This window comes from Paenarthrobacter sp. NPDC092416, from assembly GCF_044755025.1.
Classification (GTDB): domain Bacteria; phylum Actinomycetota; class Actinomycetes; order Actinomycetales; family Micrococcaceae; genus Arthrobacter.
Map to the genome: position 1 here is coordinate 164,997 of NZ_JBIVQG010000005.1, position 13,863 is coordinate 178,859.

The window sequence follows — 13,863 nt, forward strand, 5'->3', positions numbered from 1 at the left end:
TTACGTCAGGCCCTCGTGGGTTGTGTGGGATTCAGTCGCTCGACGGCTTCGGTGACGAAGTCACTCACGGGCTTCCGGATAATTGCCGGGTCGGGTCCGTGGACGTGTCGTCTCACTGCCGAGGCAACCCGCTCGGGGGACCCGGCGTGTAGTGCTTCCCAAAGGTCGGAGTGCATGTTGACCAGGTCGATGCTCGCACGACGATGATCTTCCAGGAAGAAAAGCCGAAGCTTGTTTTCCCAACCCTTCCATAGCTGCAGAAGCAGTTTATTCCCGCACTCTTCATAGAAGAATCTATGGAAATCGAGGTGTGCTTCCACCAATGCGAGTTCGTCGTCCGACTGGTGAGCGTCCCTAAGCATCGCGATACGTGATTCAAGGGATTCGAAGCCTGTCTTCTCCAGATTTTGAAGCGCTAGTTCAACACAGTAGGGCTCCACGAGTAGCCGGACATTGGAGATTTCGTCGAACTCCTCTTTGCCGACGTTTGCGACGAAGCTCCCCCGGAAGGGTTCACTGACGGCCAGACCTTCATCCACCAACCGAGCCAGGGCTTCACGGACCGGAGCTCTGCTCACCCCGAGATCCTTGGCTATATGTGCCTCCCTGAGCTGGGTTCCGGCGGTCAGGTTTCCGCGGAGTATCGCGTTCCGGAGTTCGTCGTAGACCGAGTCCGGCGCGGTGCGTTTGCTGACTTGTTCTAAGATGACGACCTCATTCCCAGGGGAGCACTCAATGAGTGCTTCCTCATTTTGACTCCAATTGGACACTGATGTCACGGCGCATCGCAGGAAAGCTGCGCTTTAGCTCCTGGATGCTAGCCGAGAGTCGGTCTGTCGGTTCCCGTACGGCGTCAAGGGCGCTTTCACCTCGAGCGTTTGCCTGGAGGCCCTGGGTGCCAGACGCCAGCGCTCGGCAATATCGGGCTGAGTCATGGGACATTCCTTGTGCGGCGAGCCATTCTGAATCGTTTACGCGGATGCGGGTCGGGTCCTTCTTCAGATCCAGTATCCAGTCGGGACTGGTGCGTCTGGCGGCCAGGACAGAAAGGATCTGGTCCCACTCGATTTGTCCCGCGCCGAACGGCACGGGGACCCGAATAAGGTCGCCCGCGTCCTTGAGCATTACCATATCGTCGATGTAGATCTGCGTGATGCAGCCGGAGAGCCGCGAAACCGCATCAACAGGGTTTTCTCCCCTGGCGACGACATTGATCGGATCAAAACCAACGCCGACCGCGTCTGCTCCAACCCGTTCAATGACCTCTTCAAGTTCTTGGCTGCTGATTTCCGGGTGGCTCTTGAGAATGATCTTTTGTCCGTTCTCGCATAGGTGCCCCCTGACACCGCTGAGCAGTCTTACGGTGGCCGATAGTTGCTCTTTCCAGCGACCCGGCCCACTAGTCCTGTCTTCGGGTTTGCCCACAACGGCCAGCAAGTTCATGACGCCGGCTTCGTGGGCCGCGTCCAGGACTGCGTGGATCCCGTTGTCCCAGTGTCCTCGCCCGGCAAGAATAACTTCCGGGGAGCGAGACGGATGAGTGGGCGACAGGAATAGCAGTCCTGCAGTCAAGGTCTGACCCAAAACGGACGCCTGTTGAGCAACAGCAGTCATACGTTCGCGACTGAGCTGGGGATCAATCTCAAAAATACTGTGGAAATGACAGCCTGAGAAGCCAAGCTCGACTGCGCGGCGCAGCGATTGAGAGGGGTCGGCGCGTTCAGCGACAGGAAAAGCCGCCGTCGATATGGCCACTGATGCCAGCGGTTCCAGGGAGGTTGGGAACGATGTCACCGGACGTACTCGAAAGAGGCGGGAAACAGTTCGCGGGTTGGCCTGTTTAGAAAATCCCGGCGCGGGTAGGCCGCCTTCATCTTCTCGAACAGGTGTAATGCCCGTTGGTGAAGATCGGTAGGGCTTGGTGCCAGTATCTGCCCGTTTTTCATCACCATCCGACCGTGGATGACTGACATCCCTACATCCCGTCCCGAACAGTTCATGACGAGAGTTCGGATGGGGTCGTCAGGAATCCCAGTTCGAATGCTGTTTAAGTCGACGACGATGATGTCAGCCAGGCAGCCGGGCTCCAGACGCCCCAGATCGTTTCGCTGCAGCGCTTTGGCTCCCCCCAGGGTCGCGGCCCGGAAGTAGTCGCCCGGATTCCCCGCCGCCTGATTTCCGTCCAAGAGTTTGGCGATGTTTGTTCCGTAGGACATACCTGTGATCAGGTCCGGGGGAAACGAATCACTGCCGATGGCGAGGTTCACTCCTGCCGCACGATAGGTTCCGAATGATCTGAGGGCCTTTCCGTTTCGTATCGAAGTCAGTGGACAGTTGATGACGGTGACTCCCGAGGTTTTCAGCAGTTGTAGTTCTGAGTCGAACCGGTCCCGTTCGAAGGGCACTCCCCCTACATAGAGTGCGTGCGGTATGAGGAGTCGTTCGTTGAGCAGCCCGTATTCGTCGAGAATCTCCAACGGAGTCCGTCCGAGACTTTGCCCCAGAAAGCTGAGTTCCGTCTCTTCCTGCAGACAGTGCAGCCTCACCAGACAGTTTGCTTCCTCGGCGGCCAGAGCCGTCCCCCGCAAAAGCTCTGGAGTCAGGGTCTCAATTCTGGCAGGTAGTAAGCAGCCCCGAAGAAGCGGCGACTTCCTTGAATTGAGGTATTCAAGGAACCTGACGGCATCTTTGAGTCCGGCACTGCCTTTGTCGTGATCCCAGTGAATTTTCCGGGTACCGTCATGTGCCACGACGTTTACCCCGGCACGGTAACTGGGGCCGAGGTACATGCGTAGCCCAAGCCGCTCCGCGATTTCGGTTACCGCCGCAAAGTCGTCGAAGCTCTCGGCCCACGACGAGTGGGCTTCGGCGGCGATCGGCATGGCTGTGGTCACGCCGTTAAGGACGAGCTGCTGGAGCGCATACTCACGGATGAGCTGGCGTTCTTCGGCCGTAAAAACATCGACCGGACCAGAAACAGCGTACTTTTCGGACCAGTCGTAGCCGGCCGCCAGGGTACCCGTCGCCCAGCAATCCAGCAGGGCGTGGTCGATGTCGGCCAGGGCGTCCAAATCGATGAAACCGGGGCTGATGATGGAAAGTCCCATTTCATGGTTCTCATCGACTTCGCCGTCGTAGTTGGCTCCGACGTAGACGATGTGCTCGTTGTCGTAGATGACGCATCCGTCTTCGTAAATGACGTGGTCGCCGTCGTTGAAACCGATGACATACTTACCGGCAATTCGGGTTTTCAAACTTGACCTTTCAGGGTGTCGGAAGACTGATCGGCGTATCGAAGCTGCGGCGGATTTGTCCCCACCCAGGCTCTGTGAGGTGGTGCTCCAACCCGGCCTGCCGGATGGCCCCAAGGGCAAACTTTCCGGCTTCGCTGAACGCGGCTGGCGTATCGACTCGGCTGGATGCACCGTTTTCGAGAACGACCTGCCCGTCGACGATGACGGTGTGGACGTCCTTGCCGACGGCCTCATACATCAGCCGGTGGACGACCATCCAGTTCGGGGTCAGGTGCGCCTGCTCGAAGTCAAACACGGCGAGGTCGGCCTTCTTACCCACCTCGATGGATCCGATGTCTCCGTCCATGCCCAGCGCCGCTGCCGCGTCTATAGTGATCATTTCGAGCAGTTTCCCGGGGGGAAGCGCGTATTCGTCGACGGCCCCTTGCTGGTGTGCCTGCTGTACGCTGCGAGCAGCCTGGATCATGTCGAAGGGACGCCGTGGAGATGTTCCGTCAGAGGTGATGGCGACGTTCACTCCCGCGGCCATCATGTGCAATACCGGTGCCGGTCCGGTGGGGGCATGTCCCACATGAGTCCCGGTGGAGGCCAGGATGTTGACCTCTTCTGGGGAAATGCCGAAGAGGTGTTGAAGGTGCACATCAGGGCCGAGCAAAGCGAACTCGTCCTGAGCAGCCAGCCGTATCATTCCGGCGAAGGCGTCCGAGTGGATTCGCAAGCCGTACTTTTCGGCCAGGGTCCGCACTGCACGGCTTTGGGCCAGGTCCACGGGTGACAGCCTTGTAGCTGAGTCCGGTGTTGATGGCGCGGAAGGGTTGAGTGAGGGCACGACGGTGAATGGAGTTAGAAAGACACTGGTCCGGCCAACGTTTGATCCGTGGCAGGATTCGATGACAGCTTCCGTTCCGTCCATCATGGCCTCAAGGCTTACCTCAAGGTACTTGCGGGAGCCATCATCTTGGAACTGAGTCACCGGGTGTGGGAGAGGAAGCCCGGAAGGCCCCACGGAGATCACATCGCGGATCCCAACCTCGGAATAGGCCCGGGCGTGTTCGGTGCTGATCCGTGGGTCGTCGCTGCGCGGACGCGAGCCCATGACGCTGACACCACAGGTGACACCGGCTCGGAGTCTTTCGAGCGATGAAACCAGACCATCCCAGTACCAATATTCAGGCGAGGTCCAGTGGAAGTAGAACGGCGTCACTATTTGCATCCACAGCGCCGGGGTGTCACTTCCGAGTGTTTTTATCAGAGAATGCCCGCCGTGGCCATGGGCATCGATGAATCCGGGAGTAATGACCTTGCCCGTGCAGTCGATGGTTCGCCGGGCGACGTATTTCTCCACGACCTCGGCGGTCGTTCCCAAGTCGACAATCCGGCCGCCGTCCACGGCTATAGCGGCTCCAGTGAGGACCTCCCTTGCCTGATCGACGGTGATGATGCTGTCGGCATTGACCAGGAGCAGGTCGATTTGTCGCTGCGTCATGGTCATTGCGCGTGCGCGGTCGGCTGGTTGACCGGGATACCGTTCGCACTGCAGACAGACCTGAGGTGTTCGGCGCTGGTCTTTATCCATTGAACAGTCTCGTCGTATTGGAATGGCGCATCGGCGTAGGTTTGGAAGTCCGTGACCTCCTGGCGCTCAATCCGGCCTTTGTAGTCGTTGATGAGCTCGATGAATTCTGCAAGCTCGGCCACGCTGAGGTCCGGATGGGCGGCGAGCCATTCCTTGTCGAAGATTTCGATGTCGTTTAAGTAGACCAGCGGCTGGTCTGACAGCGAATAGTTGTTCTCTATGGACAGGTTCAGTTCGGGGTTCTCGACATGAAGGATCGGAACTATCTCTCCGAAGTCGATCACGCCCTGTCCACATTCACGCGACTGGTATGCCAGCCCGTTGGGGCTGAAGGCAACATAGGCGTCTTTAATGTGGGTTTGTCGCGTGAATGGTGCCACCCGTTTGGCCGCCCACACGGGGTGTTCGGCTCTCTGAAGGACGTTGCCGGTGTCGAAAACCACTCCCATGACGTCCTCCCCGACCGCTTCGATCATGCGCAGGATTTCGAAGGAGGTGATTTCTTCGTGGGTTTCCATGTTGAGGTGGAGCCCGAGGTGGCGGGCGATGGGTGCCAGCTTCTGCATAAACTTCTGGGTGGCCTCGAGTTGGTCCTGCCAGGAGACGTCCGTGCGGAACCTGTCGTAGGCGAGTCTGCCGAAGAACTGTGGTTTGTAGTTCGCAGTGGATACCCACAGTTCTCGGACCTCGACGGCGGCACAGGCTTCCATCATGCGACGGAATCCCAGCAGGGTGTCGCCGTTTCCGATGGCCCGCAGTTCCGGAGCCTCGGCCATCACGTAGGGGTTTACTTTCCCGAGTCCAGCTTCAAAATACATGTCCAAGGCGTCCGCTTTATCGCGTACTTCTCGGATGTATCCGGCGTCCAGAGTGGGGGAAACGTCGAGGATGGTCCTGAAGAAGAGTCCCTCCATGCCCATGCCATGGGCATGGGTGAAGCTCTCAACGGGGCCGAGCTTCTTGGCTTCCGGTATTTTTCGCCCGTCGACGCCGATTCTCATGATTTGCTCCTGTGTATTGGTGGTGGGTGGGGTTGGTCAGAACTTGTACTGCTATTTGAGGCCGGTGGTTACCAGGCCGCGAACGTAATGCCGCTGCAGAACAATGGCGACGAGCACGAGAGGAAGCGTGACTGCGGTCGCTGCGGCGAACATCTCTCCGAACATGGGCGAGTTGGGAACTGATTTGTATGCGCCGATGACGACTTGGGCGACCTGCTTCTCCGGGTCCTGCATTGCTACCAAGGGCCACAGGTAGTTGTTGCAGGACCAGATGAACTGGATGATCACCAAAGTGAGCAAGGCTGGACGGACGTTCGGAAGGCAAATGTTCCAGAAGTCCCTCCAACGGCCGGCACCATCAATTTGAGAGGCTTCTGTCAGCTCGTTGGGCAGGTCGGCGAAGGCTTGGCGCATAATGAACAGCCCGAATGGATGGAACATCAGGGGTACGAAGAGTCCTGTGTAGGTCGATACCATGCCCAGATCCTGAGTGATCTTGTACAGCGGCAGAAGGATTGCTTCTACGGGAATAAACGATGCCAGTAAGCACAATCCAAAGAGGAAGTTGCGCATAGGAAACTGGATCCTCGCAAATGCGTAACCGGCCAGTGACGCCGTGACTACTGATCCGGCCACCTGGCCTATGGCCACGACCACGGTATTGAACAGACTTCCGCCGAAACCGAGCTCTCCAAAGATCCGGATGTAGTTCTCGATCACGGGCTGGGCCGGAATGAAGCTACGCCAGGACAAGGGTGCGGCGTCGCCGATGATTGCCCCTGAAGTCTTGAACGAGGAAAGAGTCATCCAAACAAATGGAAAAGCAAAAACGACAATCACGAGAACCATGAGCAATGACATGAGCCAGCGGTTTCGGCTGGGCGGGCGTGTGACAGATCGAAGTTCAGCTGTGTTGGACCGGCCTTTGATGGAGGCGGGTGTGGTGGGTGTTGTATGAAGAGCCATCGCTAGTCTCGTTCCCTGAGGGCGTATATCTGAATTGCGGTGACTACTGCCAGCAGAGCCACCATGGCGATAACTGCTGCCGATCCTGTGCCGTAGGAGTTCAGCAGGAAGCCTTCCTCGTAGGAGTAGTACATGAGATTCGACGTCTCGTGATTGGGCCCTCCCTGCGTCATCAGGATGATCGGAGTGAAGAAGCGCGTGGCTGCAACGGTGACCATGAACGTGGCCAGAAGGATGCTCTTCCTCAGCCCTGGAAGGGTGATGTGGCGGAAGACTGACCATTTTCCTGCCCCGTCCAGGGACGCGGCTTCGTAGTATTCCTGCGGAATGGACTGCAGCCCTGCAAGGAAGATGAGGGTGGGCAGGCCGATGTCCTTCCACACGGCCATCAGGATTAGCACTGCTTTGGCTTGGGAACCGTCGGTCAGCAGATCCATCGGGCCCAGCCCGATCAGACCCAAAGCACCATTGAAGAGGCCGTTTTCCTTGTCATAGATCATGAACCACAGCAGTGAAATTACTGCCTCGGATGCGGCAAGGGAAGCGATCACTGCTGTTCTTGCCAGCGCCGTTCCGGCGACGGCCTGGTTCAGAAGCAAGGCCAGGCCCAGTGCCAACGGCAACTCGAGTCCCAAGATCCCGATGCCGTAGATGGCAGTGTTGGCAACCGAGGTCCAGAAGGAGGGATCATTGGCGATCTCTGCGTAATTGGACAAGCCCGCGAAACCGTTGGGTGCCTGAGTGAAGGGATTGAACCGCATGAGGCTGTCCGCAAATGCCCTGCCAAAGGGGAACAACTGAAAGAGGGCAAGGCCGCCGACTGCCGGCAGGATCATCATCAGGGCGAATCTGACCTCGCCTCGCCGGAGCCGCCCCCGCTTCCGTGCGGAAACGTGTGGTTTGGCTGGGCGGTCGCGCATAGGAGGTTTGGATTGCCGATGGATTATTTGAACGCTCATGGCCGTTGTCTACGCGTACTTCTTGAGCTGGCCATCGACCTTACGGGCTGCGTCTTTAAGCGCAGAGTCAGGATCGGCGCCCAATGCGATGTCCTTAACGATGGGGTTCATGGTGTTGAAGTACTCGAACCAGCCAGGTGTCTTGGGTGCGGCGGCCGAGATCTTTCCCATGTTCACCGCCAAAGCCAATGCCGTGCTGTCCCGGAGTTCCGGGATTTGTTCAATAACGGAGTTGCGGACCGGAAGCGAACCCCAGGCCTTGTGAAATTCAATCCGGTTGGCGTCGTTGTTGAGGTATCCCAGCAGCGCCGCTGTCTCGCTGGGATTGGGGCTTCCAGCCCAAACGACCATGCTGTCCGAGGCATTGCAGGTAAGGATGGTTGCTCCGCGTGGCAGCGGGCTCACGCCCCAATCGAAGGATGGCTTGGCTCCGCTGAGCCAGATGCCGGCTTGGTTGGGGCCGGCGAAGCTAACGGCGGCCGTGCTGGAAACCATTTGATCCGGAACAGACCCGATGGGAGTTAACCGCTCCTGGAAGAGCCTTTGGTAGTTCCTCATACCTTCGATAGCTTCAGGTGTGTCCACATATCCGGTCGACGTGAGGCCGTCATCGCTGATTCCGGCGAACGTCTTATAGGCAGAGGTTGATTTGTCTGCCTGCGGATCCCCCATCATCCGGATCCATAGGGACTCCAGCTGGCCGTAGTTGGACCCGGGGCCTCCATTCCCGAACACACTTGCTGCCAGTGGCCAGAGATCACGTCTGCCCTGGGCATCGAATCCGGCCCTGAGATCCTTGAAGGCCTTTAGCCATTCTTGCACCGTCCACCCCTTCTGTGGGTCAGAGGTTTCGGGGGGAAGAGCGACACCGGCAAGTTTGAACAGGTCCTTGTTGATGATCATGTTCATGGCCAGGTGTTCCCACGGCATGGCGTAGGTCTGACCGTCAAAAGTCACCGAGTCAAGCAGCGTTGGGGCAATATCTTGCCAGTAGCTGTCGGTGAAGTATTCACGCATGGGGAGGGTAGACGACGCTGCCTTGTACGCAGGCGCGAAATCGCTGCGGCCCATCATCAGATCCGGCGCCTTCCCGGAGGAAACGTACACCTGCATCTTTTGCTGCAAGTCGCCGTAAGGGACGAGTTCTTCTTGGATTTTGATGTTTGGGTATGCAGCCGAGAACCGGTCGTACATCCCCGTGACGAGTTTGTTGACTGGGTCGGTGTAGCTCTGCCGCATGACCCTGATGGTGATGGCCTCGGTTCTCAATTCAGGACCTTGGTAGCCGCCCAGGTCTATTTTGTATCCGCCAGGTCCCGGCCCGCGGCTGACGGTTCCGGCAGCGGTTGGTGAACCCCCGGAACTACAAGCTCCGATCATGGGCGTGAAAGCGGCGAATGCGCCGAGAGCTGCTGCTGCTTTGAGGACGCTTCGACGATCCACTGCGGGAATCGGCTGGGTGCGCTTTTCATGGTTTTTCATTGCGTGGCTCATCTCTGGAATGTGATGCCCGCCGTGCGCCGTCATCGAAGGTGAGGGGGCACTGTTCAGGGCTCGAGGGAACAATGAGCGGTTTCTGCAGACCCGCCAAAGGTTCTCGCAATACGGAAAATGTATTTCGAAACCAATATTGTCGACTATATCTCACCGCCTAGATGTGACGGAAGACTCTTTTTCAATTTTTTTGCGTGCCTGAACTGCGTGCTGTCTGCCGGTAGTAGAAAAGGGGTTGCGGGTGCGGGAAACGAATGGCCCGCCGGGGAATTAGTGCCAGTCGCTGGGGCTGTCTCTACTTTTCGTCGCCGCCACTTGGACTTACAGATCCCGCGGGGGTTGCCGGGCCAATGTGCACTCCAAGGATGCGGAGGGCTAGCTGTATCAACGGCCCAATGGAGAAAGCGAAGGCGGCAGCCCCAATCCCTACGGTTCCACCCAGCAGCCAGCCGGTTGTCACTACGAGGAGTTCAAGCGCGGTCCTGATCATCCAAACCGGCTTTCCCGTGATGGCGACCAAACCGGTCATAAGACCGTCGCGTGGGCCGGGCTTCAGATTGGCGCCGATATAGAGAGCGCAGGAGAAAGCGAACAATATGATGCCGGCCCCCAGGAGTAATGCCTGCGCCGCCGGGCGCCAGAGCGGAATCTGGCCGGCCGCCGGAACCAAGGTGCTGCTGATATCCACGAACCATCCCACCAGGGCAGCATTGGACACGGTGCCCAGTCCGGGCCGCTGACGCAGGGGAATCCAGAGCAGTAGGACAAGGCTGCTGACAACTACCGTTGCTGCACCAAAGCCCAGCCCCGACGCTTTGGCGACTCCTTGGCCCAGCACATCCCACGGCGAAACTCCGAGCTCCGACTTAAGGGTGCCGGCAATGCCCAGGCCGCAGCCCATCAGACCTATATACAGGCGCACCAGTCGGGGGCCAAGGCGATGGCTTGTTAGAAAACGCATGGCTGGGCTCCAGAAGCTGATGGATATTTGATGTTCCGAGTGCTCACTGAGTCCTCGCGGTCTTGTTGACCCTTTGAAGAGTGATCAGTTGCCGGTAACATCTTACTCAGCACGTGATGTGACCTATGCATCATCAATTAGGCTGTTCGGCTGAAAGCCGGACCCAACCGGAGGATAACGCGTGAGCTCATCTTCATCTGAAGCAACCTTGTCGGCACCTACGACCCGGGATGCGTCCTGGACCAACTGGGCCGGGAACATCACCTCTACCCCCGCGTACTCCGTGGAACCGCGAAATGAAGACGAAGTCGTTGAGGCGGTCAGGTTCGCAATCGCGCAGAACCTCCCCGTGCGCGTAGTCGGAACAGGTCACTCCTGGACTGGACTGGGCGCCACGGATGGCGTGCAGATCAACGTCAGCAAACTCAGCGGGTTGCGGGTAGTGGACAGAGAACGCAAGCGCGTAGCAGTGGCAGCCGGGACATCAATTTTTGACGCCTGCGAGGCCCTCTGGGAAGAGGGCTTCTCCTTGAAGAACCAGGGAGACATAGATGTGCAAACCATCGCCGGAGCCGCTTCGACCGGTACTCACGGTTCAGGGATCACTTTGGCGAACATCGCCTCCTCCATTAAACGCATCCGTTTGGTCAACGGTCTTGGCGAACTGGTAGAGATCACTGAGGATGAACCTGAGCTTCTGCGCGCAGCACGTATCTCTTTGGGAACCCTCGGAGTCTTCGTGGAGATCGAACTTGAGGTGACCGACCGCTACTACCTTGAAGAGGAAGTGACGTTCCCGTCCTGGGACGAGCTGCTGGAGAAATGGGACAGCAATGTCCAGGAGAACCTTCACTCCTCGTTTTTCTGGTTCCCGACACCCGAATCGCCGTCCCTCTACGACTTGGAAATTCCGGAAGGCGTGACTGTTACTGACCACGCACATCTGCGCCGGATCAACAAGGTCGAAGGCCCGGCACGCGTGGTTGATGATAGCCGTCGGGTTGACCGGAACTACCTTATCTACCACGGTACGTTCACCGGCCCGTACTTTGAGTTTGAATACTTCATTCCTGCCGACCGTGCCTTGGAAGTAATGACACGACTCCGCGAGATAGTGACCAATGAAAACCCTGAGGAGCTCTATCCGATCCAGCCGCGCTGGATTAAGGGCGACGACGCCTACCTCTCCCCCTGCTACAAGCAGGACTCGGTCGGCATTTCCATCTCGGGCAATGCATCAACGGACTATCTGGCCTACCTGCAGAAGATGGACGGAGTTTTCCAGGCGTACGGCGGCCGGCCACACTGGGGTAAGTTCCACTTCTTCAACCGGGCCAAGGCACAGGAAGTATTCCCGGAGTTTGACAAGTTCAACAGCATCCGCCGGGAATTCGATCCGAACGATATCTTCCTGAACGAGCTCACAGGCGAACTGTTCCGCGACTAGCCCTAGCTGTCGGCTGCGGATCTTTACGGCCAAACGGATATACGACCTAACCGGTGGGCTGGTCCGGCACCTACGGGCACCGACCAACCCACCGGTTCAATCACCAGCACAAATTTTGGAGTCGCCATGAAGTCTCGCTATCTCATCTACGGAGTCCTAGTCGTGGTGGCTCTTGTTCTGGCGGTGGTTGGCTTCGTCCAGGGCGCTCCCCCGCTGCAGTCATGGTCTTTGCTGATCGCAGCTGTGGTGTTGGCCGTTGTCGCCGTCATGGCGAGGAGGCGGCGAAAGATCTAGAGACCTGCGGTCGGAGGGGATCAGCATTCCTCTGCGGCCGGGAAGCAATACAACAGGAAACAGGCCATGGAAGAAGCTGGGTGCCCTCTGGGCGCCCAGCTTCTTCCATGGCCTGCGATGCTGCTTCTTTCCTGGGAAAGAATCAGCCGACAGCAGCACCAACCGTTCTCAACCCGGATGTCCTACCTGCGATGCCTGGCCGGTGAATTTTTCGCTGCCTTCATCAGTTAGTTCACTGGGTTGACCAGCCGCGACGACGCTCGGCGGCCGCGTCGCGCCGGCCAGTAGCACAGCCATCAGGGCGCAGCCCATTGCGACCAAGAGTGTTGGAAGCAACCCGATACTCTGCCCAAGCATGCCAAGGAAGGGTGGTCCGATCAGGAATGCCGCGTATCCGACGGTGGCCACGGCACTGACACGGGCTGCAGCCCCGTGAGGGTTATCGCCCGCAGCTGAGAGTCCAACCGGAAACCCCAACGCTGAACCGAGTCCCCATAGGATAATTCCAATCAGTCCGATGGCAGGCCCTGCAGCAACCACGACGAGAAGGACCCCCACCACGGCCATGGCGGCCGAGATGCGAAGCATGCCGGTGCGTCCGAAGCGGTTCACGAAATAGCCACCTGCCAGGCGGCCTGCTGTCATGCAAGCGACGAACACGGCGAAGCCCGCGGAAGCTGTTGAGGGATCGGTGTGGTACCCGTCGATGATGGCAAGGGTGAGCCAGTCGTTGGCCGTGCCCTCAGCGAAGGCCATCCCGAAAACGAACAACGAAACCAACAGGGTTCGCGGTTCCCGGAAAATTCTCAAGCGCTCCAGAACCGCCCCTCTTGACGTCCGGGGTGTGTGCTTCGGTTCGATTCCCGAGCCTCCAGGGATGTACTTGATTGCCACCAAGCAGGCCGTGGCCAGGAGGATGCCCAGAGAGCCCAGATGCACGGAAACCGGGATGCCGAAGGCTACCGCTCCTGCGCCGATGCCGGCTCCTGCCAACGAACCCAGGCTCCATGTTCCATGAAGTGCCGGCAGCAGTGATCGTTGAGTCGTTCGTTCCATGGCCGTGCCATCGACGTTGAGCGCGACCTCGCAGGAACCAAAGCCGCCCCCCACAGCGGCCAGTCCTGCGATTACAAGCGCCGGGTTCTGTAGTAGAGCTCCGCCGCCGACCATCACCAAACCGGCACCCATGGACAGACTCGCCCAGAGCAGAACAGTGCGGGTTCCGTGCCGCCCTACCAGAGGGCCGGCCGCCAGCAATCCGACAAAGGATCCGCCGGATAGCCCCAGAAATATCAGGCCCATGAAACCCGTGTCGGCGTTCAGTGCCTCCTGGATTTGAGGCGTCCGTGTTGCCCAGGAGGAGAAGATGATTCCGCAGCACGCAAAAATTGTAAACAGGGCTGCCTTGTGGCTGGTCTCAGTTGTGGTCGCGCTTCGTATCATTTGTTCTTCTCGGAATCTGTGGTCGCCGTAATCGAGGCGGAACCGCTGCTTAGTCGGTCTCGGGGCCAGTGCAGAACGGGCAATCATCTACGGCTAAGTAGCCCTCGCATACCGGTGCTTCCTCAGGCGCCGTGGTTTTGGCCCCGGAGAGTGTGAGCGTGTCCATTTAGGTCCACCCCCTCGCCATGGCTCGCACGTGGTTCTGTACGACACTAGGGTCCGGGTCCAGAATGATGACCGAGAAGCCATCTTCCTTGAAGTAGAGCCTGCGTGGCTGTCCATCGTCATGCAGGACCCAAACGATGCCGGAGTCCTCGGTCTTGGCATCGATTTCCCCGGACCCGTAGTAGACATCATCCTGAAAGATCTCCACTTGCTGACCTTTCCGGAGGTTCTCCCAGGCCGCGGAAATTTTTACCGTCGGTTCGCAGAGTGGGGGTTGAGGACCGGCCACGAGGTTGTGACAGC

General features: G+C 58.5%; 13 protein-coding genes. 2 read left to right on the top strand and 11 right to left on the bottom strand.

Annotated features, from left to right (window positions below):
- Positions 1 to 5: 5 nt before the first annotated feature.
- From ACIQC5_RS11870 to ACIQC5_RS11910, 9 genes are all read right to left on the bottom strand, one after another.
- Positions 6 to 779: a GntR family transcriptional regulator gene (locus ACIQC5_RS11870; protein ID WP_400282106.1), complete on the bottom strand. Its 774-nt coding sequence runs from the start codon at positions 777 to 779 to the stop codon at positions 6 to 8.
- Positions 748 to 1,755 (bottom strand): sugar phosphate isomerase/epimerase family protein, encoded by a 1,008-nt coding sequence (locus ACIQC5_RS11875; protein ID WP_400282109.1) that lies wholly within the window; start codon positions 1,753 to 1,755, stop codon positions 748 to 750. Before ACIQC5_RS11875 ends, ACIQC5_RS11870 begins: the two co-directional genes overlap by 32 nt.
- A 35-nt stretch (positions 1,756 to 1,790) precedes the next feature.
- Positions 1,791 to 3,254 (bottom strand): chlorohydrolase family protein, encoded by a 1,464-nt coding sequence (locus tag ACIQC5_RS11880; RefSeq protein ID WP_400282111.1) that lies wholly within the window; start codon positions 3,252 to 3,254, stop codon positions 1,791 to 1,793.
- 10 nt (positions 3,255 to 3,264) lie between these two features.
- Positions 3,265 to 4,740, bottom strand: a complete 1,476-nt coding sequence (locus ACIQC5_RS11885; RefSeq protein ID WP_400282113.1) for an amidohydrolase family protein — start codon at positions 4,738 to 4,740, stop codon at positions 3,265 to 3,267.
- A gap of 2 nt (positions 4,741 to 4,742) precedes the next feature.
- Positions 4,743 to 5,831, bottom strand: coding sequence for a sugar phosphate isomerase/epimerase family protein (locus tag ACIQC5_RS11890; protein WP_400282115.1), 1,089 nt, complete (start codon positions 5,829 to 5,831; stop codon positions 4,743 to 4,745).
- A gap of 51 nt (positions 5,832 to 5,882) precedes the next feature.
- Entirely contained in the window at positions 5,883 to 6,638 is a 756-nt protein-coding gene (locus ACIQC5_RS11895) for a carbohydrate ABC transporter permease (protein WP_400282118.1), read from the bottom strand.
- Between the two features lie 161 nt (positions 6,639 to 6,799).
- Positions 6,800 to 7,636, bottom strand: a complete 837-nt coding sequence (locus tag ACIQC5_RS11900) for a carbohydrate ABC transporter permease (protein WP_400282121.1) — start codon at positions 7,634 to 7,636, stop codon at positions 6,800 to 6,802.
- Positions 7,637 to 7,765: 129 nt separating this feature from the next.
- Positions 7,766 to 9,238: an extracellular solute-binding protein gene (locus ACIQC5_RS11905; RefSeq protein ID WP_400282124.1), complete on the bottom strand. Its 1,473-nt coding sequence runs from the start codon at positions 9,236 to 9,238 to the stop codon at positions 7,766 to 7,768.
- 307 nt (positions 9,239 to 9,545) lie between these two features.
- Positions 9,546 to 10,211 carry a YitT family protein gene (locus ACIQC5_RS11910; RefSeq protein ID WP_400282127.1) on the bottom strand — a complete coding sequence of 222 codons (666 nt, stop codon included), beginning with the start codon at positions 10,209 to 10,211 and terminating at the stop codon, positions 9,546 to 9,548.
- Positions 10,212 to 10,392: 181 nt separating this feature from the next.
- On the opposite strand from ACIQC5_RS11910, the gene ACIQC5_RS11915 reads away from it, so the two are divergent.
- Positions 10,393 to 11,658 carry a D-arabinono-1,4-lactone oxidase gene (locus tag ACIQC5_RS11915; protein ID WP_400282130.1) on the top strand — a complete coding sequence of 422 codons (1,266 nt, stop codon included), beginning with the start codon at positions 10,393 to 10,395 and terminating at the stop codon, positions 11,656 to 11,658.
- A gap of 126 nt (positions 11,659 to 11,784) precedes the next feature.
- Complete coding sequence (locus ACIQC5_RS11920) at positions 11,785 to 11,952, top strand: hypothetical protein (protein ID WP_400282132.1); 168 nt, start codon at positions 11,785 to 11,787, stop codon at positions 11,950 to 11,952.
- A 168-nt stretch (positions 11,953 to 12,120) separates the two neighbouring features.
- Here ACIQC5_RS11920 and ACIQC5_RS11925 read toward each other — a convergent pair whose 3' ends face one another.
- Together ACIQC5_RS11925 and ACIQC5_RS11930 are read right to left on the bottom strand one after the other, a co-directional pair.
- Positions 12,121 to 13,395: an MFS transporter gene (locus ACIQC5_RS11925; RefSeq protein ID WP_400282134.1), complete on the bottom strand. Its 1,275-nt coding sequence runs from the start codon at positions 13,393 to 13,395 to the stop codon at positions 12,121 to 12,123.
- Between the two features lie 166 nt (positions 13,396 to 13,561).
- Positions 13,562 to 13,768, bottom strand: coding sequence for a hypothetical protein (locus tag ACIQC5_RS11930; protein WP_400282137.1), 207 nt, complete (start codon positions 13,766 to 13,768; stop codon positions 13,562 to 13,564).
- Between the last annotated feature and the right edge of the window lie 95 nt (positions 13,769 to 13,863).